The sequence below is a fragment of the Bacillus xiamenensis genome (genome assembly GCF_001857925.1).
GTDB lineage: Bacteria > Bacillota > Bacilli > Bacillales > Bacillaceae > Bacillus > Bacillus xiamenensis.
This window is the reverse complement of sequence record NZ_CP017786.1, coordinates 1,029,852-1,056,205: the sequence shown is the minus strand read 5'-3', so window position 1 is coordinate 1,056,205 and position 26,354 is coordinate 1,029,852. Positions and strand designations below refer to the sequence as shown.

Annotated in this window: 28 protein-coding genes, 4 tRNA genes and 3 rRNA genes; 26 read left to right on the top strand and 9 right to left on the bottom strand. The window is 42.5% G+C overall.

What is annotated here, in order from left to right:
• Positions 1 to 277: 277 nt before the first annotated feature.
• The 12 genes from BK049_RS05375 (at position 278) to tsaD (ending at position 9,522) form a co-directional block, all read left to right on the top strand.
• Positions 278 to 354, top strand: a tRNA-Arg gene (locus BK049_RS05375).
• A gap of 12 nt (positions 355 to 366) precedes the next feature.
• A tRNA-Gly gene (locus tag BK049_RS05370) sits at positions 367 to 440 on the top strand.
• Between the two features lie 177 nt (positions 441 to 617).
• Positions 618 to 2,166: ribosomal RNA gene (locus tag BK049_RS05365) — 16S ribosomal RNA — on the top strand.
• Between the two features lie 182 nt (positions 2,167 to 2,348).
• Positions 2,349 to 5,279: ribosomal RNA gene (locus BK049_RS05360) — 23S ribosomal RNA — on the top strand.
• Between the two features lie 60 nt (positions 5,280 to 5,339).
• A 5S ribosomal RNA gene (gene rrf, locus BK049_RS05355) occupies positions 5,340 to 5,455 on the top strand.
• The 16S, 23S and 5S rRNA genes sit together here with 4 tRNA genes alongside, the layout of an rRNA operon.
• Positions 5,456 to 5,473: 18 nt before the next feature.
• A tRNA-Met gene (locus BK049_RS05350) sits at positions 5,474 to 5,550 on the top strand.
• A 4-nt stretch (positions 5,551 to 5,554) separates the two neighbouring features.
• Positions 5,555 to 5,631, top strand: a tRNA-Asp gene (locus BK049_RS05345).
• Between the two features lie 278 nt (positions 5,632 to 5,909).
• Complete coding sequence (thiL, locus tag BK049_RS05340) at positions 5,910 to 6,887, top strand: thiamine-phosphate kinase (RefSeq protein WP_071168026.1); 978 nt, start codon at positions 5,910 to 5,912, stop codon at positions 6,885 to 6,887.
• A 10-nt stretch (positions 6,888 to 6,897) separates the two neighbouring features.
• The gene (tsaE, locus tag BK049_RS05335; protein WP_034738314.1) at positions 6,898 to 7,377 is read left to right on the top strand and encodes a tRNA (adenosine(37)-N6)-threonylcarbamoyltransferase complex ATPase subunit type 1 TsaE; all 480 of its coding nucleotides are present in this window, start codon (positions 6,898 to 6,900) and stop codon (positions 7,375 to 7,377) included.
• Positions 7,358 to 8,047 (top strand): tRNA (adenosine(37)-N6)-threonylcarbamoyltransferase complex dimerization subunit type 1 TsaB, encoded by a 690-nt coding sequence (gene tsaB / locus BK049_RS05330; protein ID WP_071168025.1) that lies wholly within the window; start codon positions 7,358 to 7,360, stop codon positions 8,045 to 8,047. Before tsaE ends, tsaB begins: the two co-directional genes overlap by 20 nt.
• A 25-nt stretch (positions 8,048 to 8,072) precedes the next feature.
• Entirely contained in the window at positions 8,073 to 8,501 is a 429-nt protein-coding gene (gene rimI, locus BK049_RS05325) for a ribosomal protein S18-alanine N-acetyltransferase (protein ID WP_008355680.1), read from the top strand.
• The gene (tsaD, locus tag BK049_RS05320) at positions 8,494 to 9,522 is read left to right on the top strand and encodes a tRNA (adenosine(37)-N6)-threonylcarbamoyltransferase complex transferase subunit TsaD (RefSeq protein ID WP_008355682.1); all 1,029 of its coding nucleotides are present in this window, start codon (positions 8,494 to 8,496) and stop codon (positions 9,520 to 9,522) included. The genes rimI and tsaD overlap by 8 nt, the downstream gene beginning before the upstream one ends.
• 271 nt (positions 9,523 to 9,793) lie before the next feature.
• On the opposite strand, the gene BK049_RS05315 is transcribed toward tsaD, so the two are convergent.
• On the bottom strand, positions 9,794 to 11,716 hold the full coding sequence (locus BK049_RS05315; protein WP_071168024.1) for an ABC transporter ATP-binding protein: 1,923 nt from the start codon (positions 11,714 to 11,716) through the stop codon (positions 9,794 to 9,796).
• A gap of 138 nt (positions 11,717 to 11,854) precedes the next feature.
• Here BK049_RS05315 and moaC point away from each other — a divergent pair, with 138 nt between their 5' ends.
• The 4 genes from moaC to tatC are packed head-to-tail and all read left to right on the top strand — an operon-like array spanning position 11,855 to position 13,987.
• Positions 11,855 to 12,346, top strand: coding sequence for a cyclic pyranopterin monophosphate synthase MoaC (gene moaC, locus BK049_RS05310; protein ID WP_071168023.1), 492 nt, complete (start codon positions 11,855 to 11,857; stop codon positions 12,344 to 12,346).
• 15 nt (positions 12,347 to 12,361) lie between these two features.
• Entirely contained in the window at positions 12,362 to 13,015 is a 654-nt protein-coding gene (locus tag BK049_RS05305) for a redox-sensing transcriptional repressor Rex (RefSeq protein WP_008355687.1), read from the top strand.
• Between the two features lie 27 nt (positions 13,016 to 13,042).
• Positions 13,043 to 13,222 carry a twin-arginine translocase TatA/TatE family subunit gene (locus tag BK049_RS05300; RefSeq protein WP_008355689.1) on the top strand — a complete coding sequence of 60 codons (180 nt, stop codon included), beginning with the start codon at positions 13,043 to 13,045 and terminating at the stop codon, positions 13,220 to 13,222.
• A gap of 6 nt (positions 13,223 to 13,228) precedes the next feature.
• Positions 13,229 to 13,987: a twin-arginine translocase subunit TatC gene (gene tatC / locus BK049_RS05295; RefSeq protein ID WP_145939393.1), complete on the top strand. Its 759-nt coding sequence runs from the start codon at positions 13,229 to 13,231 to the stop codon at positions 13,985 to 13,987.
• A 40-nt stretch (positions 13,988 to 14,027) separates the two neighbouring features.
• Here the strand turns inward: tatC and BK049_RS05290 are convergent, their stop codons facing one another.
• Genes BK049_RS05290 through BK049_RS05280 form a run of 3 tightly spaced genes read right to left on the bottom strand, consistent with a single transcriptional unit; the run spans position 14,028 to position 15,637 of the window.
• A complete protein-coding gene (locus BK049_RS05290) occupies positions 14,028 to 14,654 on the bottom strand; it encodes an NUDIX hydrolase (protein ID WP_008355693.1) in 627 nt (208 codons plus the stop codon).
• Between the two features lie 57 nt (positions 14,655 to 14,711).
• The gene (locus tag BK049_RS05285; RefSeq protein WP_008355695.1) at positions 14,712 to 14,906 is read right to left on the bottom strand and encodes a YdiK family protein; all 195 of its coding nucleotides are present in this window, start codon (positions 14,904 to 14,906) and stop codon (positions 14,712 to 14,714) included.
• A complete protein-coding gene (locus BK049_RS05280; protein WP_071168021.1) occupies positions 14,903 to 15,637 on the bottom strand; it encodes a CPBP family intramembrane glutamic endopeptidase in 735 nt (244 codons plus the stop codon). The genes BK049_RS05285 and BK049_RS05280 overlap by 4 nt, the downstream gene beginning before the upstream one ends.
• Positions 15,638 to 15,865: 228 nt before the next feature.
• On the opposite strand from BK049_RS05280, the gene groES reads away from it, so the two are divergent.
• Entirely contained in the window at positions 15,866 to 16,150 is a 285-nt protein-coding gene (gene groES / locus BK049_RS05275) for a co-chaperone GroES (RefSeq protein ID WP_003214120.1), read from the top strand.
• A gap of 56 nt (positions 16,151 to 16,206) precedes the next feature.
• Positions 16,207 to 17,841, top strand: a complete 1,635-nt coding sequence (gene groL, locus BK049_RS05270) for a chaperonin GroEL (RefSeq protein ID WP_008355697.1) — start codon at positions 16,207 to 16,209, stop codon at positions 17,839 to 17,841.
• Between the two features lie 83 nt (positions 17,842 to 17,924).
• On the opposite strand, the gene BK049_RS05265 is transcribed toward groL, so the two are convergent.
• From BK049_RS05265 to BK049_RS05250, 4 genes are all read right to left on the bottom strand, one after another.
• Positions 17,925 to 19,112: a tyrosine-type recombinase/integrase gene (locus tag BK049_RS05265; RefSeq protein ID WP_071168020.1), complete on the bottom strand. Its 1,188-nt coding sequence runs from the start codon at positions 19,110 to 19,112 to the stop codon at positions 17,925 to 17,927.
• A 12-nt stretch (positions 19,113 to 19,124) separates the two neighbouring features.
• On the bottom strand, positions 19,125 to 19,628 hold the full coding sequence (locus BK049_RS05260) for an ImmA/IrrE family metallo-endopeptidase (RefSeq protein WP_071168019.1): 504 nt from the start codon (positions 19,626 to 19,628) through the stop codon (positions 19,125 to 19,127).
• 65 nt (positions 19,629 to 19,693) lie between these two features.
• Positions 19,694 to 20,626, bottom strand: coding sequence for a hypothetical protein (locus BK049_RS05255; protein ID WP_071168018.1), 933 nt, complete (start codon positions 20,624 to 20,626; stop codon positions 19,694 to 19,696).
• A 169-nt stretch (positions 20,627 to 20,795) separates the two neighbouring features.
• A complete protein-coding gene (locus BK049_RS05250; RefSeq protein ID WP_071168017.1) occupies positions 20,796 to 21,173 on the bottom strand; it encodes a helix-turn-helix domain-containing protein in 378 nt (125 codons plus the stop codon).
• Between the two features lie 162 nt (positions 21,174 to 21,335).
• On the opposite strand from BK049_RS05250, the gene BK049_RS05245 reads away from it, so the two are divergent.
• Positions 21,336 to 21,560: a helix-turn-helix domain-containing protein gene (locus BK049_RS05245; RefSeq protein WP_071168016.1), complete on the top strand. Its 225-nt coding sequence runs from the start codon at positions 21,336 to 21,338 to the stop codon at positions 21,558 to 21,560.
• Positions 21,561 to 21,708: 148 nt separating this feature from the next.
• On the opposite strand, the gene BK049_RS05240 is transcribed toward BK049_RS05245, so the two are convergent.
• Positions 21,709 to 22,041, bottom strand: a complete 333-nt coding sequence (locus BK049_RS05240) for a hypothetical protein (protein WP_071168015.1) — start codon at positions 22,039 to 22,041, stop codon at positions 21,709 to 21,711.
• A 67-nt stretch (positions 22,042 to 22,108) separates the two neighbouring features.
• Between BK049_RS05240 and BK049_RS05235 the strand changes: the two genes are divergently transcribed.
• The 7 genes from BK049_RS05235 (at position 22,109) to BK049_RS05205 (ending at position 26,195) form a co-directional block, all read left to right on the top strand.
• The gene (locus tag BK049_RS05235) at positions 22,109 to 22,417 is read left to right on the top strand and encodes a helix-turn-helix transcriptional regulator (RefSeq protein ID WP_071168014.1); all 309 of its coding nucleotides are present in this window, start codon (positions 22,109 to 22,111) and stop codon (positions 22,415 to 22,417) included.
• Positions 22,414 to 23,103: an ORF6C domain-containing protein gene (locus BK049_RS05230; RefSeq protein ID WP_045035258.1), complete on the top strand. Its 690-nt coding sequence runs from the start codon at positions 22,414 to 22,416 to the stop codon at positions 23,101 to 23,103. The genes BK049_RS05235 and BK049_RS05230 overlap by 4 nt, the downstream gene beginning before the upstream one ends.
• A gap of 66 nt (positions 23,104 to 23,169) precedes the next feature.
• Entirely contained in the window at positions 23,170 to 23,739 is a 570-nt protein-coding gene (locus BK049_RS05225; protein ID WP_071168013.1) for a helix-turn-helix domain-containing protein, read from the top strand.
• Positions 23,736 to 24,020 carry a YqaH family protein gene (locus BK049_RS05220; protein WP_244887370.1) on the top strand — a complete coding sequence of 95 codons (285 nt, stop codon included), beginning with the start codon at positions 23,736 to 23,738 and terminating at the stop codon, positions 24,018 to 24,020. Before BK049_RS05225 ends, BK049_RS05220 begins: the two co-directional genes overlap by 4 nt.
• Before the next feature lie 203 nt (positions 24,021 to 24,223).
• Entirely contained in the window at positions 24,224 to 24,403 is a 180-nt protein-coding gene (locus BK049_RS05215; protein ID WP_008348780.1) for a hypothetical protein, read from the top strand.
• Positions 24,404 to 24,405: 2 nt separating this feature from the next.
• Positions 24,406 to 25,356 (top strand): YqaJ viral recombinase family nuclease, encoded by a 951-nt coding sequence (locus BK049_RS05210; protein WP_071168012.1) that lies wholly within the window; start codon positions 24,406 to 24,408, stop codon positions 25,354 to 25,356.
• Positions 25,356 to 26,195: a recombinase RecT gene (locus BK049_RS05205; protein WP_071168011.1), complete on the top strand. Its 840-nt coding sequence runs from the start codon at positions 25,356 to 25,358 to the stop codon at positions 26,193 to 26,195. The genes BK049_RS05210 and BK049_RS05205 overlap by 1 nt, the downstream gene beginning before the upstream one ends.
• The last annotated feature ends 159 nt before the right edge of the window (positions 26,196 to 26,354 follow it).

Genomic DNA, 26,354 nt, shown 5'->3' with positions numbered 1-26,354 from the left:
TAGAAAGATTTTATTTAAGAATCATTAGAATGATGAAGAAAGAAATGAAAATGGAGCTATCGCATCTCTATTTATCTAAGAAAAGAGCACTTCTTAAAAAATAGTAAACTTTTTCAGAAAAATGTATTGACCCTTTTAGATGATCCGTGGTATATTATTATTCGTCGCTGATGACGCAAATGAAACACGGATGTTCAAACGCATTCGATCAACAAGTTCTAAAAAGATGTTGACTTAATAAAAACGATATGTTAAGATGATTAAGTCGCCTGATTAAGCGCCCGTAGCTCAATTGGATAGAGCGTTTGACTACGGATCAAAAGGTTAGGGGTTCGACTCCTCTCGGGCGCGCCAATAATAATTCATGCGGGTGTAGTTTAGTGGTAAAACCTCAGCCTTCCAAGCTGATGTCGTGAGTTCGATTCTCATCACCCGCTCCATTTTGAAACATGATCTTTGAAAACTAAACAAGACAAAACGTACCTGTTAATTCGAGTTTTAATAAAAAAATCCTATGAAACATCATAGGTAGTTAGTCAAACTGACGAGGCAGGAAATGATCACATGCTAAGTTCGCTACATCGTGTAGCAACGCATGTGTGGTATGCATCCTGCATACCTCGGAGAGTTTGATCCTGGCTCAGGACGAACGCTGGCGGCGTGCCTAATACATGCAAGTCGAGCGGACAGAAGGGAGCTTGCTCCCGGATGTTAGCGGCGGACGGGTGAGTAACACGTGGGTAACCTGCCTGTAAGACTGGGATAACTCCGGGAAACCGGAGCTAATACCGGATAGTTCCTTGAACCGCATGGTTCAAGGATGAAAGACGGTTTCGGCTGTCACTTACAGATGGACCCGCGGCGCATTAGCTAGTTGGTGAGGTAACGGCTCACCAAGGCGACGATGCGTAGCCGACCTGAGAGGGTGATCGGCCACACTGGGACTGAGACACGGCCCAGACTCCTACGGGAGGCAGCAGTAGGGAATCTTCCGCAATGGACGAAAGTCTGACGGAGCAACGCCGCGTGAGTGATGAAGGTTTTCGGATCGTAAAGCTCTGTTGTTAGGGAAGAACAAGTGCAAGAGTAACTGCTTGCACCATGACGGTACCTAACCAGAAAGCCACGGCTAACTACGTGCCAGCAGCCGCGGTAATACGTAGGTGGCAAGCGTTGTCCGGAATTATTGGGCGTAAAGGGCTCGCAGGCGGTTTCTTAAGTCTGATGTGAAAGCCCCCGGCTCAACCGGGGAGGGTCATTGGAAACTGGGAAACTTGAGTGCAGAAGAGGAGAGTGGAATTCCACGTGTAGCGGTGAAATGCGTAGAGATGTGGAGGAACACCAGTGGCGAAGGCGACTCTCTGGTCTGTAACTGACGCTGAGGAGCGAAAGCGTGGGGAGCGAACAGGATTAGATACCCTGGTAGTCCACGCCGTAAACGATGAGTGCTAAGTGTTAGGGGGTTTCCGCCCCTTAGTGCTGCAGCTAACGCATTAAGCACTCCGCCTGGGGAGTACGGTCGCAAGACTGAAACTCAAAGGAATTGACGGGGGCCCGCACAAGCGGTGGAGCATGTGGTTTAATTCGAAGCAACGCGAAGAACCTTACCAGGTCTTGACATCCTCTGACAACCCTAGAGATAGGGCTTTCCCTTCGGGGACAGAGTGACAGGTGGTGCATGGTTGTCGTCAGCTCGTGTCGTGAGATGTTGGGTTAAGTCCCGCAACGAGCGCAACCCTTGATCTTAGTTGCCAGCATTCAGTTGGGCACTCTAAGGTGACTGCCGGTGACAAACCGGAGGAAGGTGGGGATGACGTCAAATCATCATGCCCCTTATGACCTGGGCTACACACGTGCTACAATGGACAGAACAAAGGGCTGCGAGACCGCAAGGTTTAGCCAATCCCACAAATCTGTTCTCAGTTCGGATCGCAGTCTGCAACTCGACTGCGTGAAGCTGGAATCGCTAGTAATCGCGGATCAGCATGCCGCGGTGAATACGTTCCCGGGCCTTGTACACACCGCCCGTCACACCACGAGAGTTTGCAACACCCGAAGTCGGTGAGGTAACCTTTATGGAGCCAGCCGCCGAAGGTGGGGCAGATGATTGGGGTGAAGTCGTAACAAGGTAGCCGTATCGGAAGGTGCGGCTGGATCACCTCCTTTCTAAGGATATATGGAGCAGTGTGCGTTTTGGTCTTGTTTAGTTTTGAAGGATCATTCCTTCAAAACATGTCTCTAGCGAGACAGGATTGTTCTTTGAAAACTAGATAACAATAAGTAATACATTCACATTGAATGCAATGCAAAGTTCATCACACATAGTGATTCTTTCTAGAGTAAGAAATGGTTAAGTTAGAAAGGGCGCACGGTGGATGCCTTGGCACTAGGAGCCGATGAAGGACGGGACGAACACCGATATGCTTCGGGGAGCTGTAAGCAAGCTTTGATCCGGAGATTTCCGAATGGGGAAACCCACTGCTCGTAATGGAGTAGTATCCATACTTGAATACATAGAGTATGAGAAGGCATACCCGGGGAACTGAAACATCTAAGTACCCGGAGGAAGAGAAAGCAAATGCGATTCCCTGAGTAGCGGCGAGCGAAACGGGAACAGCCCAAACCAAGAGGCTTGCCTCTTGGGGTTGTAGGACACTCTATATGGAGTTACAAAGGAATGATATAAGCGAAGAGGTCTGGAAAGGCCCGCCAGAGAAGGTAACAGCCCTGTAACTGAAATGTCATTCTCTCCAGAGTGGATCCTGAGTACGGCGGAACACGTGAAATTCCGTCGGAATCCGGGAGGACCATCTCCCAAGGCTAAATACTCCCTAGTGACCGATAGTGAACCAGTACCGTGAGGGAAAGGTGAAAAGCACCCCGGAAGGGGAGTGAAATAGATCCTGAAACCGTGTGCCTACAAGTAGTCAGAGCCCGTTAACGGGTGATGGCGTGCCTTTTGTAGAATGAACCGGCGAGTTACGATCCCGTGCAAGGTTAAGCAGAAGATGCGGAGCCGCAGCGAAAGCGAGTCTGAATAGGGCGCATGAGTACGTGGTCGTAGACCCGAAACCAGGTGATCTACCCATGTCCAGGGTGAAGTTCAGGTAACACTGAATGGAGGCCCGAACCCACGCACGTTGAAAAGTGCGGGGATGAGGTGTGGGTAGGGGTGAAATGCCAATCGAACCTGGAGATAGCTGGTTCTCTCCGAAATAGCTTTAGGGCTAGCCTCAAGGTAAGAGTCTCGGAGGTAGAGCACTGATTGGACTAGGGGCCCCTACCGGGTTACCGAATTCAGTCAAACTCCGAATGCCGATGACTTATCCTTGGGAGTCAGACTGCGAGTGATAAGATCCGTAGTCGAAAGGGAAACAGCCCAGACCGCCAGCTAAGGTCCCAAAGTATACGTTAAGTGGAAAAGGATGTGGAGTTGCTTAGACAACCAGGATGTTGGCTTAGAAGCAGCCACCATTTAAAGAGTGCGTAATAGCTCACTGGTCGAGTGACTCTGCGCCGAAAATGTACCGGGGCTAAACGTATCACCGAAGCTGCGGACTGTTCTTACGAACAGTGGTAGGAGAGCGTTCTAAGGGCTGTGAAGCCAGACCGGAAGGACTGGTGGAGCGCTTAGAAGTGAGAATGCCGGTATGAGTAGCGAAAGACGGGTGAGAATCCCGTCCACCGAATGCCTAAGGTTTCCTGAGGAAGGCTCGTCCGCTCAGGGTTAGTCGGGACCTAAGCCGAGGCCGAAAGGCGTAGGCGATGGACAACAGGTTGATATTCCTGTACCACCTCCTCACCATTTGAGCAATGGGGGGACGCAGGAGGATAGGGTAAGCGCGGTAATGGATATCCGCGTCCAAGCAGTTAGGCTGGGAAATAGGCAAATCCGTTTCCCGTGAAGGCTGAGCTGTGATGGCGAGCGAAATATAGTAGCGAAGTTCCTGATTCCACACTGCCAAGAAAAGCCTCTAGCGAGGTGAGAGGTGCCCGTACCGCAAACCGACACAGGTAGGCGAGGAGAGAATCCTAAGGTGATCGAGAGAACTCTCGTTAAGGAACTCGGCAAAATGACCCCGTAACTTCGGGAGAAGGGGTGCTTCTTAGGGTGTTAAAGCCCCGAGAAGCCGCAGTGAATAGGCCCAGGCGACTGTTTAGCAAAAACACAGGTCTCTGCGAAGCCGTAAGGCGAAGTATAGGGGCTGACGCCTGCCCGGTGCTGGAAGGTTAAGAGGAGCGCTTAGCGTAAGCGAAGGTGCGAATTGAAGCCCCAGTAAACGGCGGCCGTAACTATAACGGTCCTAAGGTAGCGAAATTCCTTGTCGGGTAAGTTCCGACCCGCACGAAAGGCGCAACGATCTGGGCACTGTCTCAACGAGAGACTCGGTGAAATTATAGTACCTGTGAAGATGCAGGTTACCCGCGACAGGACGGAAAGACCCCGTGGAGCTTTACTGCAGCCTGATATTGAATGTTGGTACAGCTTGTACAGGATAGGTAGGAGCCTTGGAAACCGGAGCGCTAGCTTCGGTGGAGGCATCGGTGGGATACTACCCTGGCTGTATTGACCTTCTAACCCGCTGCCCTTATCGGGCAGGGAGACAGTGTCAGGTGGGCAGTTTGACTGGGGCGGTCGCCTCCTAAAATGTAACGGAGGCGCCCAAAGGTTCCCTCAGAATGGTTGGAAATCATTCGCAGAGTGTAAAGGCACAAGGGAGCTTGACTGCGAGACCTACAAGTCGAGCAGGGACGAAAGTCGGGCTTAGTGATCCGGTGGTTCCGCATGGAAGGGCCATCGCTCAACGGATAAAAGCTACCCCGGGGATAACAGGCTTATCTCCCCCAAGAGTCCACATCGACGGGGAGGTTTGGCACCTCGATGTCGGCTCATCGCATCCTGGGGCTGTAGTCGGTCCCAAGGGTTGGGCTGTTCGCCCATTAAAGCGGTACGCGAGCTGGGTTCAGAACGTCGTGAGACAGTTCGGTCCCTATCCGTCGCGGGCGCAGGAAATTTGAGAGGAGCTGTCCTTAGTACGAGAGGACCGGGATGGACGCACCGCTGGTGTACCAGTTGTTCTGCCAAGGGCATCGCTGGGTAGCTATGTGCGGACGGGATAAGTGCTGAAAGCATCTAAGCATGAAGCCCCCCTCAAGATGAGATTTCCCATTCCGCAAGGAAGTAAGATCCCTGAAAGATGATCAGGTTGATAGGTCTGAGGTGGAAGCGTGGTGACACGTGGAGCTGACAGATACTAATAGATCGAGGACTTAACCTATATTTAATGTGAAGTATGAACATTGTTATCTAGTTTTGAGAGAACATTCTCTCCATCAGGTTTGGTGGCGATAGCGAAGAGGTCACACCCGTTCCCATACCGAACACGGAAGTTAAGCTCTTCAGCGCCGATGGTAGTTGGGGGTTTCCCCCTGTGAGAGTAGGACGCCGCCAAGCTTGTTGTTTTTATATCGTCGCGGGGTGGAGCAGTTCGGTAGCTCGTCGGGCTCATAACCCGAAGGTCGCAGGTTCAAATCCTGCCCCCGCAACCAAAATGGTCCGGTAGTTCAGTTGGTTAGAATGCCTGCCTGTCACGCAGGAGGTCGCGGGTTCGAGTCCCGTCCGGACCGCCATTTTTATGACTTGTAAACGAAAACGTATAGTTTCGTTTTTTTTTATGTCTTTTTCTTTCAACAAGTATGAATGATGCGATGAAATATCGTCTGTTTGGCTACACTATATGTGAAAAGAAAAGATAATGACTTCATTCAACAAAGCCTGGTTTTTTTATACCAGGCTTTCTTTATATCATTTTTAGTTGGAACTGAGGCTCATATTCGCTACACTAATACTAACTGTGTCTGACATCATGTCTACTCAATCATTTGATTGGATGAAGGGGCTGTCTTTTATGGATGAATTTGATCTTATTCGCCGAATTACACCAAAAGAAACACATCAGCGTTCTTTGGTCATGGGTATCGGTGATGATGCTAGTGTTTATCAACCTCATTCACATTGTGAAGAGGTCGTTTGTGTTGATACAATGGTGGAGCATGTACATTTTCGATTTGATTTTTCCACACCCTTTGAAGTTGGATTTAAAGCACTGGCAGTTAATGTAAGTGATATTGCGGCCATGGGAGGAACCCCAAAGTATTATCTTGTATCCATTGCGATCCCGCCTCATGGTGATGAGGCAATTGTCACTGCTCTTTACGAGGGAATGAACGCTTTGGCTGACACCTATCATATGGATTTAATCGGTGGAGATACGGTAGCCACCCGCAGTGACTTTGTTATTACAGTGACGGTCATTGGTGAAGTGCCAAAGGGAGCAGCCTGTTACCGTCACAGTGCCAGGGCAGGAGATGTTGTCTTTGTCACAGGTGAATTAGGTTCAGCTGCTGCTGGGCTATCACTCTTAATGAATGAAGTGAATGCTGCACATTCAATCGACACTGCTTTTTTTCTTGAGCGTCACAAAATGCCGCAGCCGCACGTTGCTGCTGGTCTTATTTGTTCAAGCTTCCCCCGGGTGACCTTGAATGATGTGAGTGACGGATTAGCGAGTGAGCTGAACGAAATTGCGGAAGCCAGTCATGTGACGTTGGAAATCGAAGCTGATAAGCTTCCGAAGCACCCAGATTTACCGTTGTTACGTAAAGACTGGCTTGAATGGGTGTTGTTCGGGGGAGAAGACTTTGTTTTAACTGGTACGATTCCAGCGGCTGATTGGGAAAGCTTTGAGACACAATGTAAAAAGCAGGGCATTCAGGTTACGTGCATTGGACAAGTCAAAGGTGATGAAGCAGCCAGTGTGATCTTAAAAGACAATGATCAACAAACAATATTAATGAAAAAAGGATATAATCATTTTAAGAAATGAGGTGACACCCATCGTGCAGTTAACGTGGAAAACAAAAGGTGCGGATGAGACGAAACGAATTGCCGCTGCCTTGGCCAAACTTGTGATGCCAGGAGATGTACTGACATTAGAAGGAGATCTAGGCGCAGGTAAAACCACTTTTTCAAAAGGATTTGCAGAAGGCCTCGGTATTACCCGTATCGTCAACAGCCCTACTTTTACAATTATAAAAGAATACACAGATGGCAGGCTGCCACTTTATCATATGGACGTGTACCGTATGGAAGATGCGGAAGAAGATATTGGGCTCGAAGAATATTTTGAGGGAGAGGGTGTATGCTTGGTTGAATGGGCACATCTCATTGAGCCACAATTGCCTTCATCCTATTTAAAAATTGAAATGCTGAGAACAGAACGTGAAGAAGAACGTCATCTCACGTTTTATGCAAAAGGGGAGCGCTATGAGACCCTTTGTAAGGAGATGAAAGAATTTGACCATACTGGCGATTGATACGTCAAACCACACACTAGGAATTGCTCTTGTCCGAGACGACACTGTGATTGGAGAAAGCATTACGTACTTAAAAAAGAATCATTCAGTCCGAGCGATGCCGACAGTTGAAGCACTGATGAAAGAATGCGGTATAGCGCCGAGTGAATTAAGCAAAATTGTTGTGGCAAAAGGACCTGGTTCTTACACTGGTGTCAGAATCGGTGTGACCATTGCAAAAACACTCGCTTGGACGCTGTCTATTCCGGTATCTGCTGTTTCAAGTTTAGAAACGCTGGCAGCTAATGCTCAATATTTTGATGGATGGATCTCGCCTATATTTGATGCGAGAAGAGGACAAGTTTATACTGGGCTATATACGTTTGAAGCTGGAAAAATAAAAGAAGTCAAACCAGACCAAAATATCCTGCTCACAGATTGGCTTCAAGAGCTGAAGAAGGAGGGGAAGCCTGTCTTATTTCTTGGACATGATGTGCATCTTCATCAAGAGAGCATTCGCTCCGTACTTGGAGAAAAGGCTGTTTTGGCGGAGGGGACATTTCATAATCCAAGACCTTCAGTGCTTGCATGTTTAGGGGCAGATCGCTCTGCTGAAGATGTACATCAGCTAGTTCCTAACTATATTCGTTTGGCAGAAGCGGAAGTGAAATGGCTTGAAGGACAAAAATAATCTCCACACAGTAGGGATTCGAAGAATGACAGTAGAGGACATTCCTGAGGTGTATACGATCGAAGTGCATTCGTTTACAGCACCTTGGAAAAAAGAATCGTTTGTCTATGAGATTCTCCATAACCAATACAGCCATTATTTCCTCATCGAAGAAGCTGGTGAGCCTGTTGGTTATTGCGGGGTCTGGATTGTCATGGACGATGCACAAATTACGAACATTGCGATTCTGCCTGAGCATAGAGGAAAAGGTTACGGAGAAGCATTGCTGCGATATGTTATGGAATTTTGCAAAGAAAAAAAGACAGATCATCTTTCATTAGAGGTGCGGGTATCGAATACTCCAGCACAATCCCTTTATGAAAAACTTGGTTTCCGACCAGCTTCTATTCGAAAGAACTATTATACAGATAATGGGGAAGATGCATTAGTCATGTGGGTGAATATAAATGAGTGAACAAAAAGATCGATTCATATTAGGTATAGAAACAAGCTGTGACGAAACCGCTGCGTCCATTGTGAAAAATGGGAAAGAGATTGTAGCGAACGTTGTCGCCTCACAAATAGAAAGTCACAAACGATTTGGCGGTGTTGTGCCAGAAATCGCTTCAAGACATCATGTGGAACAAATGACCATCGTATTAGAAGAAGTGATGGCTCAGGCCAATATGACCTTTCAGGATTTAGATGCCATTGCTGTGACAGAAGGACCGGGCTTAGTCGGTGCACTATTGATAGGTGTCAATGCAGCCAAAGCACTGAGCTTCGCACATCAAATTCCACTTGTCGGTGTTCATCATATTGCTGGACACATTTATGCGAACCAGCTCGTTGATGAACTGGTGTTTCCATGTTTAGCTCTTGTCGTTTCTGGGGGACATACTGAGCTCGTTCTCATGAAAGAGCATGGGTCTTTTGAGGTCATTGGAGAAACATTGGATGATGCGGCTGGAGAAGCGTATGACAAAGTGGCTCGGACGATGGGTCTTCCATATCCAGGTGGACCTCACATTGATCGATTAGCACATGAAGGGGAGCCTGTAATCAAGCTTCCTCGCGCATGGCTTGAAGAAGGCTCCTACCATTTTAGTTTTAGCGGTTTAAAATCAGCTGTGATCAACACACTGCACAATGCGTCTCAAAAAGGTGAAACGATTGCTCCAGAGGATTTGGCTGCAAGTTTCCAAGAAAGCGTCATTGAGGTGCTAGTCGGAAAGACATTAAAAGCGGCTGAAGCGTACGGTGTGAAGCAAGTCGTTTTAGCTGGTGGGGTTGCTGCCAATAAAGGCCTTAGAGAAGCCTTAACATCAGCCTTTGCGAAGCTGCCTGAAGTCAATGTTATCATTCCGCCATTGTCTCTTTGTACAGACAATGCAGCTATGATTGCTGCTGCGGGAACCATTGCGTTTGAAAAAGGAATAAGAGGCGATATGGCTATGAATGGTCAGCCGGGATTGCCGCTTGTGTCCTATGAATGAGAACTCCTGTGGATATACAGGGGTTTTTTTATGAAAATGAAAACGATTTATTCACATGTAAACGTTATATATCCACAATTGTTAGAAAATTTTGTTTTAAAATGAGAAGAATGTGTATAAACAGGATCTTTTATGTGGATATGTGATTAAAACACTGTGGATAAAGTGGATAACTTTAATATATTTAAGGATAATCAAGAAGTTGTTGTGGGTACTTTTGTGGATAAGAAGTTTTCGCTCACAGAAAAAAGAGCACCCGTTAGGGCGCTCTTTAAGCATTTAATAGATCTTCCCATTCTGCAAAAAGGGATTCCATCTCTTGGTTGAGAGAATCATTTTCTGTTTGCATGGCTTGTACCTTCTCATGATCTTGGAAAATAGCAGGATCACACAAAAGCTGTTCATTTTCAGCGAGCTTGTCTTCAATAACAGCGATCCGCTCTTCAATTTCTTCGATTCTGCGTTGTTTTTGTCTTTCTTTCTTTTTCAATTCTTTTTCTTCCGCATAAGAAAGCTTGGCTGTTTCTACTGGTTTTGCTGCTTGTTTTTTATGCGTCTCCTGAGTTTGAAGTGCTTCAAGCTCTAATTGTTCGTTTTTCTTTTCAAGATAGTAGTCGTAGTCACCGAGGTATTCAGTTGTTTCATTTGGTGAGAGCTCGAGTACTTTTGTTGCCAGGCGATTGATAAAATATCGGTCATGCGAAACGAACAAAATGGTTCCTGGATAATCAATTAGTGCATTCTCTAAAATTTCTTTACTATCTAAGTCAAGATGGTTCGTCGGTTCATCGAGAATGAGGAAATTGGCCTTTTGCAGCATCAGCTTTGCGAGGGCAAGGCGTGCTTTTTCTCCACCGCTTAATGCATGTACAGGCTTTAAGACATCATCCCCTGAGAAAAGGAAGTTCCCTAAGCATGTCCGAATTTCTTTTTCAGTCATATGCGGATAATCATCCCAAAGCTCATTAAGTACTTTCTTGGATGATGTGAGCTTGGCTTGTTCTTGATCATAGTAGCCAATCGTCACATGAGAGCCAAAGATGATATCTCCTTTTACAGGCTTCAGCGTATTCGTTAATGTTTTTAAAAGAGTTGATTTGCCGATCCCGTTAGGACCAATCAGTGCCACGCTATCCCCGCGTTTTATATGAAAAGAGAGGGAGGATAGAAGCGGCGTTTTTTCATCATAACTAATATCAAGATCATGTACCTTCAGCACATCGTTACCGCTCTGTCTTGTAATATCAAAATGGAAGCTTGCCGATTTTTCATCACCTAATGGCTTGTCTAAGCGATCCATTCGTTCCAGCTGCTTCCGTCTACTTTGAGCGCGTTTTGTTGTAGAGGCTCTTGCTAGGTTGCGATCGACGAAATCCTGGAGCTTCGAGATTTCTTCTTGCTGTTTTTCATACAGCTTCATATCACGCTCTAGCTGTTCAGCTTTTTGGTCAAGATACTTGCTATAGTTTCCCGCAAACTTCTTCATGGCTGTTCTTGATACTTCATATACATGGTTCACGACTTTGTCTAAGAAATATCGGTCATGGGAAACGATGAGAATCGCCCCTGTATAATTTTGCAAATACTGCTCAAGCCATGATAAGGTATCAATATCTAGATGGTTGGTCGGCTCATCCAGAATTAAGAGTTCTGGTTTCATCAATAAGAGCTTTCCAAGCGCTAGACGGGTTTTCTGGCCGCCGCTTAAGGATTGGACGGTTGTGTGATCTTCAAAATGGCTAAAGCCGAGTCCATGAAGAATGGAGCGGACATCTGCTTCATATTGATAGCCGCCTTGATCTTTAAAAGCCTGTTGCAGCCTGTCATAGGTTTTCATCAGGGAATCTAGTTCTGAGCCTGTGGAAGAAGCCATCTGTTCTTCAATGGCTCTCATCTCTTGTTCCATCTCTTTTAAATGATCAAAAACCGATAGGAGTTCGTCCTTTAACGTACGTGTAGACGTCACATCGGTGTGCTGTGCTAAATAACCAATAGATAGGTCTTTCGGTTTGATGATCTCACCTTGTTCGTAAGACATTTGACCGGCAATGATTTTTAAAAGCGTGGATTTGCCTGCACCGTTACGGCCGACAATGGCAATACGATCCTTTGCTTTGACTTCCAATTTTATATTCGTTAAAACGGTATCAGCGCCAAACGATTTTGACAGCTGATTCACTTGTAGAATCATCATGTAACTTCACCTCTGCTATAATATGTTAAGTGTAGCTTATCAGCAGTAAACCGGCAAATCTTATAGACGACAGCCATGGTCAAATGAAAGACAGATAAGGAAAAATAGTGTATGATTTGAGTGAGGGAGCGTTGAAAGATGAGTCAATTTAGCCACTTTAACGAACAAGGAAGAGCAAAGATGGTCGACATTAGTGATAAATCGTCTACAGTGAGAACCGCCGTTGCTGTTTCAAGCGTTCGTATGATAAAAGAAGTGTTTGATAAAATACAACATCGTGAAATTGGAAAAGGGGATGTGCTGTCTGTCGCACAGGTAGCCGGCATCATGGCAGCAAAGCAAACGTCCAATATCATTCCAATGTGTCATCCGCTTGCACTAAAAGGCGTGGATATCTCCTTTGATTGGGAGGAAGACGGAAATGCGCACATTCTGAACATACAAGTACAGGTGAAAACAAAAGGAAGTACGGGTGTGGAGATGGAAGCGCTCACTTCTGCGTCAGTATGTGCACTGACCGTTTACGACATGTGTAAAGCGATTGATAAAGGCATGATCATCGGTCCGACCTATCTAGTTGAAAAGACAGGCGGGAAAAACGGTGATTTTCACAGAGCATCTGATATTTAAGTTGGAGGATCTTATATGAATATAGACCAGTCAAAAATTCCACAAGCGACAGCCAAACGTTTGCCGCTTTACTACCGCTTTTTAAAAAATCTGCATGCATCAGGAAAACAAAGGGTGTCATCGGCCGAGCTTAGTGATGCAGTCAAAGTGGATTCTGCCACTATTCGCCGAGATTTTTCGTACTTTGGTGCACTTGGGAAGAAAGGGTATGGCTATAATGTCGATTACCTCTTGACCTTCTTCAGAAAAACCCTTGACCAAGATGAAATGACGAATGTCATGCTCATCGGTGTCGGGAATTTAGGGACTGCTTTTTTACACTATAATTTCATCAAAAATAATAATACAAAAATTTCAATGGCTTTTGACGTCAATGAGAGTAAAATAGGAAGTGAGATAGGCGGCGTGCCTGTCTATGATTTGGATAAGCTTGAAGAGCATGTTCAAGAGGTAGGAGATATTCCTGTTGCGATTTTGACAGTACCTGCCGTAGCAGCTCAGTCCATTACAGATCGTTTGATTGCCCTTGGCATCAAAGGAATCCTTAACTTTACGCCGGCTCGATTGAATGTGCCGGAACACATTCGAATTCATCATATAGATTTGGCGGTTGAACTTCAGTCTCTTGTGTATTTCTTAAAGCATTATTCTGTTACGCAGGAGGACTGACGAAAAGGGGTAAAGGGGGTGGAGCAAATGGGTCCGATTGGTCCTGGAAGTTTGATTCTAATTGCGATTGTTGCGCTCATTATTTTTGGGCCGAAAAAGCTTCCTGAATTAGGAAGAGCAGCAGGAGATACATTACGTGAATTCAAAAATGCCACAAAAGGTTTAGCTGATGATCAGGAAGAAAAAAAGAAAAAAGAAGATCAGTAGAATAGGATGAGCTTCATGAATGTCAAAGATATGCCGCTTATGGAGCATATTGTGGAACTGCGAAAACGTTTAGTGATCATTGCGATGTTTTTTGTCACCTTTATGGTGGCAGGTTTTTTTCTCGCTAAGCCGGTCATTGTGTATTTGCAAAATACTGATGAAGCGGCAACATTGACATTGAACGCATTTAAGCTCACAGATCCACTGTACGTGTTTATGCAGTTCGCATTTGTCATTGCACTCGTTTTGACGTGTCCCGTGATTTTATATCAGCTTTGGGCGTTTGTGAGTCCTGGCTTATATGAAAAAGAAAGAAAGGTGACACTTGCTTACATTCCGATTGCACTGCTTTTATTTTTGAGCGGTGTGGCTTTCTCTTATTTTATTTTGTTCCCGTTTGTCGTCGATTTTATGATGCGGATGTCGAATGATTTACATGTGGAACAAGTGATTGGGATTCATGAGTATTTTACATTTCTGATGCAGTTAACACTTCCATTTGGGTTTTTGTTTCAGATGCCTGTCGTGTTGATGTTTTTCACAAGACTTGGCATCATTACACCGATGTTCTTATCGAAAATACGGAAGTATGCCTATTTTGTCCTCCTTGTCATTGCCGCACTGATTACACCGCCAGAGCTCGTTTCTCACCTCATGGTTACCTTGCCAATGCTCGTTTTGTATGAAGTGAGTATTATCATTTCAAGAGTGACCTATCGCAAAATGCAGCAAACAGAGGAGAAAGAAAGTGCTGATGTCTCATAAAAAAAGCATCGTGATCCAACATGTGATCACGATGCTTTTTCTATTGTGAAAGGAATTGATGGATTGCATGAAATAGGTGCTTGTAATATGCGGACTCATGCGGGACAAAATCCTGTACGTCTACTTCTCTGCTTTCCTCACGTCGTTCTCCGGCTGCATCAACGTCAAAGCCCTCGATCTGAATTCTTTCGCATTCTCCTGTTAAAAGCTGCTGTGCATCCATTAACTTTGCTCTATAAAGACCAGCAACTTCTTCTTTCTGTAGATGAACATCCATGTGTTCCTTTTGCTCCATATAAAGATACACATGGCAAAATTCACGGTCGATGAACGATGGCAGATGAATTTCATCTTGGATGATTCCTGTATAGGTCACTTCCTTAAAAGGGATGGAGAGACCGAGCTCTTCTTCGACCTCTCTCATACCATCAGGAGGCTGTTCAGCTGCGAGAAGATGGCCTGCTGCTGTGATATCAAGGAGAGAAGGAAAATCCTTTTTTTCGGGACTTCTAAGCTGAAAATAAAGGAACACTGTGTCATCTTCTTTTTTTAAAAGCCAGAAATGAAATGTTTCATGCCAAAGGCCCTGGGCATGAACATCAGACCGGGCGGCTGTACCTATCGTTTCATGACGATCATTCATGATGTTCAGTTCTTCCTGTTCCATGAAGACATCCCCTCCATAAAAAAACCATTTTCCAAGCAGAGGAAAATGGTTTTTGGTTTATTTTTGCTGCTGTTTTTTCAGTTTGACAGAAAAAGCAAACATTTTAAACGCGATATTAATATTATAGGCCGCAAACACCATCAGCAAAATGTTGTAAAATGACCACATATCACCTGGATTTTGAATGGCCATATAGGTGAACGCCACACCTACGGCAAAATAAATAATGCCCCATACGACAGGGTTTCTCATGAGAAAAAGCCTCCAATAATCATTTGCATTGTTTGAGTTTGTTCTTCAATCATTTTTTTTACTGGCTCAATCTGCACAAGAATGACGAGCGAGTTCATTAGCATATGTGCGCCGATTGGAACAATGATTCGTTTTGTTTTTGCATATAAGAAAGAAAAAGTAAAGCCCATTGCGGTATAGAGCAAGAAGTGGGCAAAATCAGAGTGTGCAGCAGCGAAAAATACCGAACTAACAAGTGCCCCAATGAAGAAATTCGTTCTTTCATAGATCACACCAAAAATAATTTTCCGGAAAATGATTTCCTCAAGTATTGGCCCAATCAGCGCAATGATGATGACAAGTAAAGGAAAAGTCTCCATAATAGATAAAATATTTTGTGTGTTTTCTGACTCACGGCCAATGCCGAATGCATATTGTTCAATCATGCCAGCAACCGATTGCGTGAACAGAGAAAGAAAGAAACCGCCAATGATCCAGGCGATAGCAGAACCGATGGAAACAGGTGCTTCATTCCGAAGTGAAGCTTTTGGCACAGTCCGAAGAATGAGCAGAATTATGATTAATCCGACACAGAAGCTGATGATGGTCCAGGTTCCTGACAATTCAGAGAGCTCTGCTTGTGTCATCGGTGTCTGAATGTATCCTAACCATTTCATAATGAACACATAAGGAATCGCAGAAACCTGTACCAATATATACGTTAAGATGATGTACCAATATTGTTTTTTCAAGTAACGAAAACCCCTTTACTAAAAGAACTAGATTTATTGTAACACAAGTCTTCTTTTTCGTTGAAAAGGAAAGAATCGGTGATAAAAAAAGATCATGAAAGCGTAAAAATTTTTGAGTTTTTTACTTGAAATTGCAGAAGACATTCTTTATTATAATAAATGTGTTAGCACTCTCTAGTGATGAGTGCTAAAAGAGACTACATATAAAAATTGAGGAGGTTGTTTCTTATGTTAAAGCCATTAGGCGATCGCGTAATCATTGAACTCGTTGAATCTGAGGAAAAAACCGCTAGCGGTATTGTCTTACCGGATTCTGCAAAAGAAAAACCGCAAGAAGGTAAAATTGTTGCAGCAGGTTCAGGGCGTGTACTTGAAAGTGGTGAGCGCGTTGCGTTAGAAGTCAATACAGGCGACCGCATTATCTTCTCAAAATATGCAGGCACTGAAGTGAAATATGAAGGAAAAGAATATTTAATTCTTCGTGAAAGCGACATTTTAGCTGTTATTGGTTAATCACATAAAAACGCATTGAGATATATTTCTAAAAAGACTGAGGAGGTTTCGTTATTATGGCAAAAGATATTAAGTTCAGTGAAGAAGCACGTCGTGCGATGTTACGTGGTGTAGATGCACTTGCAGATGCTGTAAAAGTAACTTTAGGACCTAAAGGACGTAACGTGGTTCTTGAGAAAAAATTCGGTTCTCCACTTATCACAAATGATGGTGTAACAATTGCAAAAGAAATCGAATTAGAAGATGCATTTGAAAACATGGGTGCAAAACTTGTGGCTGAAGTTGCAAGCAAAACAAACGACGTAGCTGGTGACGGTACAACAACGGCAACAGTTCTAGCTCAAGCAATGATCCGTGAAGGCCTTAAAAACGTAACAGCTGGTGCAAACCCTGTTGGCGTTCGTAAAGGAATTGAAGAAGCAGTGAAAGTCGCACTTGAAGGCTTACACGAGATTTCTAAACCAATCGAAGGCAAAGAATCAATTGCTCAAGTTGCGTCTATTTCTGCAGCAGATGAAGAAGTAGGAAGCTTGATCGCTGAAGCTATGGAGCGTGTTGGAAACGACGGAGTTATCACAATCGAAGAATCTAAAGGTTTTACAACTGAGCTTGAAGTGGTTGAAGGAATGCAATTTGACCGCGGATATGCTTCACCGTACATGGTGACGGATTCTGATAAGATGGAAGCAGTTCTTGAAAATCCTTACATCTTAATCACTGACAAAAAGATCACAAACATTCAAGAAATCCTTCCTGTACTTGAGCAAGTTGTACAACAAGGTAAACCATTATTGATCATTGCTGAAGATGTAGAAGGCGAAGCACTTGCAACACTTGTTGTGAACAAACTTCGTGGTACATTCAATGCAGTGGCAGTGAAAGCACCTGGATTCGGTGATCGTCGTAAAGCAATGCTTGAAGACATTTCTGTTCTAACTGGCGGAGAATTAATCACAGAAGACCTAGGACTTGATCTGAAATCAACTGAAATTGGTCAGCTTGGCCGCGCGTCTAAAGTGGTTGTCACAAAAGAAAACACAACCATCGTTGAAGGTGCAGGAGATTCTGCTCAAATCGCAGCACGTGTGAACCAAATCCGTGCGCAAGTAGAAGAAACAACTTCTGAATTCGATAAAGAAAAATTACAAGAACGTCTTGCAAAACTAGCTGGCGGCGTCGCTGTCATTAAAGTTGGTGCTGCTACTGAAACAGAACTAAAAGAGCGTAAACTACGCATCGAGGATGCACTGAACTCAACTCGTGCAGCAGTTGAAGAAGGGATCGTATCCGGTGGTGGTACAGCACTTGTGAATGTATACAACAAAGTCGCTTCAATCGAAGCTGAAGGTGACGTTCAAACTGGTGTCAACATCGTTCTACGTTCTCTTGAAGAGCCGATCCGTCAAATCGCTCACAACGCAGGTCTTGAAGGATCAGTCATCGTTGAGCGCTTGAAAAACGAAGAAATTGGCGTAGGCTTCAACGCAGCAACAAACGAATGGGTAAACATGATTGAAAAAGGAATCGTTGACCCAACAAAAGTAACTCGCTCTGCACTTCAAAACGCAGCTTCTGTTGCAGCTATGCTTCTTACAACTGAAGCAGTCGTAGCTGACAAACCAGAAGAAGGCGGCTCAGGTGGCGGAATGCCAGACATGGGCGGCATGGGCGGCATGGGTGGAATGATGTAATTACGGATTTAAACCCTTGATTAATAAGGGTTTATCCGTAAGTCACACTCGTTTTGGTGCCATTTTGATGCCATATAGATAAATTAGAGGCTTTTCATTAGTTCTCCGAACTTTTGAGAAGCTTCTTTTTTTCGGTCTTTTGTTATGTGAAGGTATATTTTGGTTGTTGTTTGATCTTCTGTATGTCCAAGTCTATCCATTATCCTTTGAAGATCCACACCAGCCTCAGCAAGAAGTGAAGTATGGGTGTGTCTTAAAGAATGAGGAGTTAGTTTCTTCTGTATCCCTGACTTTTTTAGAACTGCATTAAACCTATTTTCAATAGTCTTAATAAAGTGAGGATATCCCCAATAAGGTCCCTTAATTCTAGCGAAAACAAAATTATGATCGTGCCATTCATGTTTCATCTGCATTCTTATTTCATTTTGTTGGATTCGAAATTTATTTAGAGCTTGTAGAACTTCACTTTCAACGTCAATTTTTCTAATAGAACCTTTAGTTTTAGGAGGTAAGAGAGTATATTTTTTTGTGCTGTTGCTTGGGTTGTAATAAGTTTTTGTAACACTGATGGTACATTCCTTGAAATCAATATCTGACCACTTTAAAGCTGCAAGCTCACCAGCTCTTAAACCGGTCCAAGCTAACAAATAGAACATAACGTAATACTCAAAATTTAATTGATAAGCTGTATCTAAAAAGTGTTTTAATTCATTCTTCTCAAAGTATTTTTCTTCTATTTTTTCATTTTCTATTTCTTCGACAGTCTTCTTATCTTTTGGCAAGTAAGCAAACGCAGATGGATCAACAAAGATCAAATCTTGTTCCAAAGCTCGTTTGAAGATCATTCTTGCGGTACCGTGTATACCAGATATCGTGTTTTCTGATAGCTTCTTCTCGATTTTCAAATTGGTTATAGCATCCTGATACATTTTTTTAGTAATATCCTTTAGCTTACGAAAACCGAAGAATGTATTTAAATGACCAATTTCATGCTTTCTAACTCTAATGGTGCTAATTTTTCTATCCGTGTTACTGTAAACATCTAACCATTCAGCGGCCATATCTTTGAATGTAATATCATTTTTTAAGTCTAATTTTGCCTTGCCGAGAATGTATTCCAAATCGATCATAGCATCAGCTGCATGTTTTCTTTTAGTGAAGCCTCTTCTTACAATTCTTTGCCGTTTGCCTGTTTGGGGATTTACTCCATCCTCAATTATAAACATCCAGCGGTCGCCTTTTTTGGTCTCGTATTTTTGAAGTCTTCCCATGCTTAATCCTCCTCAATTAATTTGTTTTAAGGAATTCTCATATAAAGCAAAAGCAAAGCTTTTTCTTCTAAACATTTCTAAGCGGACAGCGGCAAAAGAGTAAGTCACATTAAAGGTGTCTCCAATTAACTTTATCGCTTCAGATTGCAAAGAAGGCAGGTTCAGTTTTTGAAGCATAAAAGAGGGGACACAGAAATGATACATGAAACTATTAGCCTGGTATTCTTGCAATTCTCGAAAGAGCTTGTGCATATCAAATTGGTTCCCATAGTGCTTAATTACATGACATAACTCATGACCAAAATCTTCCCATTGTTGTTTTTTATTTAAACGTTTATCAATAACCATGCTGTATGAGTCATTCACACAGAAAACGAAACTAGGCCTTCTTTCAAAATGCAGCCATATTTTTAATGAAGCGGCCATGAGTTCCATATCAATTGCTTCAGGTGTAAGCATGTTTATTTTTGTATAAATCTTCTTCACTTCTTCTTCTAAATGAGATAGTCCTTTCATTTGTCCACCCCTAAAATAAGAATGTATGTTCTGTTTTTGTTTGAAAAGAAAAGCCTTTTAATAGGCTAATCTTCAATTTTATAAGATTCATTGAATGTATCGGGAACCGCTAGTTTTGATTGATCTTTATAAACAAAATAAACTCGTGGATCTTCAGCTATTCCGCCGCCTTTAATTCTATTTTTAATATCCAATCCAGCTTCGTTAACCCATGATTCTTTTTCATTTAAAGACATGGTTTTAAAATTTTCTGATACAAATGCATAAACATGTTCCCAACTGTTAGTCATAGGTTCGATTTTGAATAATAGGCCATCGCTATTGTCTACATATTCTTTAAGGCGATCTTTAGTATCAATCTCTAATTCTTTAATATTTTCTTCTTGTTCTTTCTTATTAGCGGCCTGTTTTTTGTTGAATTCTTCGGCCTCCACAGCTTCTTTTTCTCTATCTTCCTTTTCGGCTGCTTCTTGTTTTATTTTAGCCTCTTCAATGGCTGCACGTTCTTGTTTAGCGCCTGGGAGGTTGTATGCAATGATAGGCACTACAATTAATGACAGTGCTGCTAAGTATGTTATCGTTGCAATAATCATCTTGAATTTACTTTGAGAGCGGAACCCTAAAATTTTATTTTGCCACTTTCTTTTTTTGAGAATCATCTTAATATTGTGTTCTTCAAGTTGTGAGTAAAAGGGTTTGTCATCTGCAATTTTTAAAGTGATTTCTTTTTCACCAGTCAATGCAAATTCGGTGCTAAGAGCAAATTTATCAATATCTGTTTGTGAAAATTGTTCCCACTTAAAAGATTCCACATTATGAACATTATCATTTTTCATTAAAAAGACATCAAATCCTACATTGTGTACAGATATTAATGTAATATCTAATGCTCCATACCCCTTTATACTGCCGTTTGTTAAGTCTCCTTTTTTATAATTATGCCGTTCTATGTATTCTGCAACAATTTGATTGTGATTCTTTTTCTTCTTTTCACTCATCTAAATAACGCCCCTTTATTACTGCAAAAAAATGATTGTAGACTCTACCGCAAATTTTGAGGTTGAACAGTCATTCAACCTAAGACTTCACCTCAAAAATTGAGGCAAAACCTTCAGCATTAATTAAACTAAACAATAATAATATATATTCCATGTAAGCATTTTTGAATTATTTGTTGCGGTCTTTATTTTTTTTAAAAGTACGGCCACTTTTCTTTTCTTTTTCTTTAATGTAATTGATAAAGTCTATAGTTTGTTTTCTAGCTTCTTCGGAAAAGTCAGACGCATCTTTGAAAGCGATCTGTAAATCAGGATCGTTAAAATCATATTCAACTTGTTCCGTGGAAATGTTTTCAGTTCTACCAAGAAGATAATCAGTGGTTGTATTTAATGCGTCAGCTAAATCTTTAAGCATTTCATTAGATGGCGTACTATGTCCGTTTTCATAATTGCTTATGGTTCCTTTTGTTGTTTTAACACGTTTAGCCAATTCTTCTTGTGTTAATCCTTTATTCTTTCTGACACTCTTTAATCTTTTAGAGAGCATGACAGTTTCCTCCAATTTAAAAGTACAAGTTTATTGTACTATAAAGAAAAGCTTATTAAACAAAAGTATAAGAAATTCATACTTTTATGTTGACATACAAGAATCTTATACCTATAATGAAAACAACAAGTACAAGAATCTTATACAAAGGTGGTGAGCAAGATGAAAAATCTAAAATTGGTTCAAGCTAGAAAAGCCAAAGGCTTAACGCAGGAAGAACTTGCTTTTAAACTCAATTGTAAGAAATCAACTATTTCTAATTGGGAGAATGGTTACTCTAAACCTAAAATGGATGATGCGTTTAAAGTCAGTGAAATTTTAGGTACGGATATAAAGGCTCTTTTTTTTAATCAAAAAGGACAAGATTCTCAGACTAACACAGCCTAATTCAATTTGAAAGGAGCATGAGCATGGAAAACAAAAAAACGTTTCAAGTTGATTCGAAGTTAATTCAATGCACCAAGTGCAAGAAAGATAAGCATATTTTAGATGCTAACTTTTGCACTCGATGCGGATCGAAACTACCTTTGCATTCTTAGAATGGCAAATCTTCATCTGATGTGATGATTTGCTGTCTTACTACTTCTGCTCTTGGATATTCAACATCGATTAGACCTCGTTGGTTGAATAGAGATTCTGAACCACATTTAGGACAAAATGCATTGTCTGGTTCCAAGATATAAATGTCATCACCAGAGTGGAAAGATACTCCTTGCCCATCTGTGAAATGATCAGTTGCTGTGCATTCATTTCTTAATGGAGACGCACATTTTGTACAGTATACATGGTCTTCTTGCAAATCATTTATTTCTCTTTTGCATCTTAAACAGGATTTAACAAATTTGTTTTCATGTGTAGGTATGCCCATTAATACTCACCACCTTTCAGAGATAATATCGGCTGAAAGGTAGAAAAATCCAATAGGAGGTTATGACATGCCACAGACAGTTATCACTTTTGATGAAATGACAGCCACCGTGTTTCAAGAGCAAATGCAAAAGCTTTTCCAAGAAGCTTATGAAAAAGGCGTTGAAGACGGCATGAAAAAATACTCGTATCCACCCGTTTTAAATGTCGATCATTTAATACAAATTCTTTCAGTCAAAAGACCAACGGTATCAAAAATAACAGCTAGACCTGATTTTCCTAAACTCACTCAAATTCAAGCTAGGTACCCAAGAGATGAAGTTTTTGAATGGATTAAGAATAATTCATCTTACATTCAGGAGGTCACTACCGCATGAACAACCCACAGTTATTTAAAAATGAAATGTTTGAAGTATCAGCAAAAATCGAAGGTGATTTAATTATTTTTGATGCTGAACAAGTTGCGAAATCTCTAGGGTTTGTCCAAGAGAAAAATAACAAACAGTACATTCGATGGGAGCGAGTGAATGAATACCTTCCGAAAAATTCCCCAGAAGTGGGGAGAGGTGATTTCATTCCTGAACCACTTGTGTACAAGCTGGCGTTTAAAGCATCTAACGAAGTTGCAGAACAATTTCAAGACTGGCTGGCAATTGAAGTCATCCCTTCAATTAGAAAGAATGGTCACTTTGGTGTTCCAAAACCTTTAACCGAAAGAGAACAGCGCATTGAGTCCCTTAAACTCTTGTTGGAGACATCACAGCGACAAGACGAGATGTCTAAGAAATTAAGCACACATGAAAAGAAAATCCTTGAATTGGACACCAAAGTGGATGAGCAGATCACACTTGATCATGGTGAGCAAAGACGGATTCAAAAAGCCGTTGCTTCTAGGGTTTACAGTTTTACAGAAGATGGATCAGAGCGTAAGCGGCTTTTCAGCGAACTTCATCGGGAAATTAAAGATCGTTTCGCCGTATCCAGCTATAAAGATTTAAAGAGAAAAGACATGCAAGTTGCTGTTAATTACATTGTTAACTGGGTTCCACGCAGGGTTTCCTAGATCCTGCTGTATCCCTTCATTAATAAATTTTACCAATAAAAATCGTATAAAGAAGGATGGGAACAAATGCAGAACAGCCCGTATAATCAGCGGAATTTACCTGAAATTCTTAGAAAAGTAAGGAAGGAAGCCGGATATTCGCAGTATCAGCTAGGCACATTAATTGGAGGGCGTGATCAGAGGAATGTATCAGACATTGAAAATGGTTATGTCAGACCTACACCTGAATTGTGCATCAACTGGTTCAAAGCTTGCGGAGCATACGAACATATTGATCTCGTACACTACATTTTCAAGCTTCACCCAATGGCAGCCGCACCAATTAATCCCGCCCTAAATGATTGTGCTCATAAGGCATTGATCAACTTAGTCCATGAAATGGAAGATGCCAAGCAAGCAACTAAAGAGCTTGCGGAGTGGTTGAACAATACCCGTCCGGGGAAACATGGGGAGCTTCCAATGCAGGCGATAAAGCAGATTTATGATCTAACGCAGGCAAACAAGACGCTCATGTACTCAATGTCGAGAGAGTTTGGTTTGCAAATACAAGAACTGACGGAAAAATGGTCTAAAAAGGCCATTGTCGCAGAGGTGGCAATGCACAAAAGACAGGATAGAGAGGCGGTTCTAGCATGAGCATGATTGAAAAACAGTTTTTAAGCGGAGACGTATCGAGAGCAAAGGCAACGATTGATTGTATAAACCAGCTTTTACATCTTGCTCATCAAGAATTACGTGACGGCAATTACGAAGAAGTGGCAAGTATGGCTGGCAGTATTAGAAACATTAGCGAGGATCTTGTACGGATGAATAACAAGGGGCGCTTAATCAGAACGGCTGAGGAAATACAGAAAAAACATGGTGCGCGTCTGGAGCTTGTCAAACGAAATGAAGGGGCTGAAACCATTGAATATTGAGCATCCGATGATCACACAAATTAATAGCTTTGGTTATCCAAAGAGTCATTGGAAAGATGAAGCGGAGCGCGATGGCTATGAAGAGGAAGACGAAAACAAATAAAAAAACCCGCTTGGCATAGCGAGTTTTAAGGTGTACTGCTTCTGATTGGTTACGGACAGTATACCAAATTTTCTACAAAAATTCAATGGAGGTATACACAATGTCAAAATTTCAAATCAGCTTTGATCACCGCCGTGAAGCGCAAGAGCGTTTGGAGCAGGCAGGTGGTTGGATCGACTACAAAAAAGGACAACCTGTGTTTAATTTCCCTAACGCAGCAGCCAAACAAAAATACATTCAGCTAGGACAAGCTGCGTATCGCCAAAAGGTAGGTATGTAACCATGCAAGCGAAGGTCCTTTCATCTACAGCTGAAATGTCCCGTGAGGAATGGCTTCTCTCTCGTCAGAAGGGCATAGGTGGGTCTGATGCTGCTGTTGTGCTTGGCTTGAGTAAATGGAAAACGCCGTTTGAATTATGGCTTGAAAAGACAGGGCAAGTCTTGCTGGATGATGAGCAGAGTGACGCAGCATACTTCGGAACGATTCTTGAAGACATTGTGGCGAAAGAATTTGAGATTAGGAGCGGCAAAAAGGTTCGTAAGAAAAACGCCATTTTACAGCATCCTGAACACTCTATGATTCTAGCAAACATCGACCGCATGATCGTTGGTGAAAAAGCCATTCTCGAATGCAAGACCACATCTGCCTATAACGCAAAGGAATGGATAGATGATGAAATTCCCGCCAGTTACATTGTTCAGGTTCAATACTATCTAGGGATTTTAGGCCCTGAATACACAAAAGGTTACTTCGCTGTACTAATTGGCGGTAATCGGTTTGTGTGGAAAGAAGTTGAGCGTGATGAAGAATTAATTAACATGATCTTCTCATCTGTCGTGAATTTTTGGAATGACCATGTGTTAGGCGGTGTTGCTCCAGCATTAGACGGATCAAGCGCAGCCGAAGAGTTCTTGAAGAAGAAATACGCTGAATCAGATAGTACCAAAATTATTGATCTCACAAGCGCAAATAAAGAGCGCATCCAGCACTATCTAAGACTTAAAGCAGAGATTTCTGCATTACAAGAGCAAGCGAAAGAGCTTGAGAATCAAATCAAGCAAGAATTGAAAGATGCTGAAACGGGGTTTGTTGGGAAGTATCAAGCAACTTGGAAGCCTGTTGTTTCTAACAGAGTAGACACAAACAAACTGAAAGAGCACTTTCCTGATATTTACCAAAAAGTCATAAAAGAAACGAAATCAAGACGTTTCGCAATCAAGGAGGTCGAATGATGGCTACTAATCAATCATTAAAAAACAACATACAGAATCGACAGAATAACGCAGCGGCACCCGCATCACAAGGAACAACACTAAAATCACTACTTTCTTCACCAACAGTCATGAACCGTTTTGAAGAGGTTTTAGGGAAGCGAGCACCACAGTTCACAGCGTCAATTTTAGGTCTATATAACAGCGAGAAGATGCTTCAAAAAGCGGAGCCGATGAGCGTCATTTCATCTGCAATGGTAGCGGCTACGCTTGATCTGCCAGTAGATAAGAACTTGGGTTATGCCTGGATTGTTCCCTACGGTGGAAAAGCGCAATTTCAACTAGGCTACAAAGGTTATATCCAGCTTGCTTTAAGAACCGGACAATACAAGTTTATCAACTGTATACCTATTCGTGAGGGAGAACTCCAAAAGTGGAACCCTTTAACTGAGGAACTAGATATTGATTTTGAAAAAAGAAAGTCAGATTCGGTCATTGGATATGCCGCATATTTTGAGCTACTAAACGGTTTTAGAAAAACAAGTTATTGGCCAAAAGCGGACGTTGAAAAACATAAAAAACGTTTTAGTAAATCCGATTTCGGTTGGAAAAACGATTGGGATGCTATGGCACTCAAAACGGTATTAAAAGCAATTTTGAGCAAGTGGGGCATCTTGTCGGTTGAAATGCAGTCGGCCCTGAAAGAAGACGGAGAAGAACAGCGTGAGCGCATCGACATTACGGAGGAAATGCCGGAAACGGAAATCATTGATGCTGATGAAAAGCCAAGCGCAAAAGATGCCGATCCTTTTGACGGCGAAACGGTTGATATAAAAGATGACGAACTCCCTTTCAATTAGAGTACCTATTCCCTTCTGTTATGTATGGATGACAGAAGGGGCACCCAATAGGTCTGAGTTGTTCCGAAACTATGTCGAGGGTTACATCAAAAGAACTGAACCGAATTTACAGCTTGTCCGCATCGACGGAATGACAGCTCTATGCGAAAGGAGGTAGGG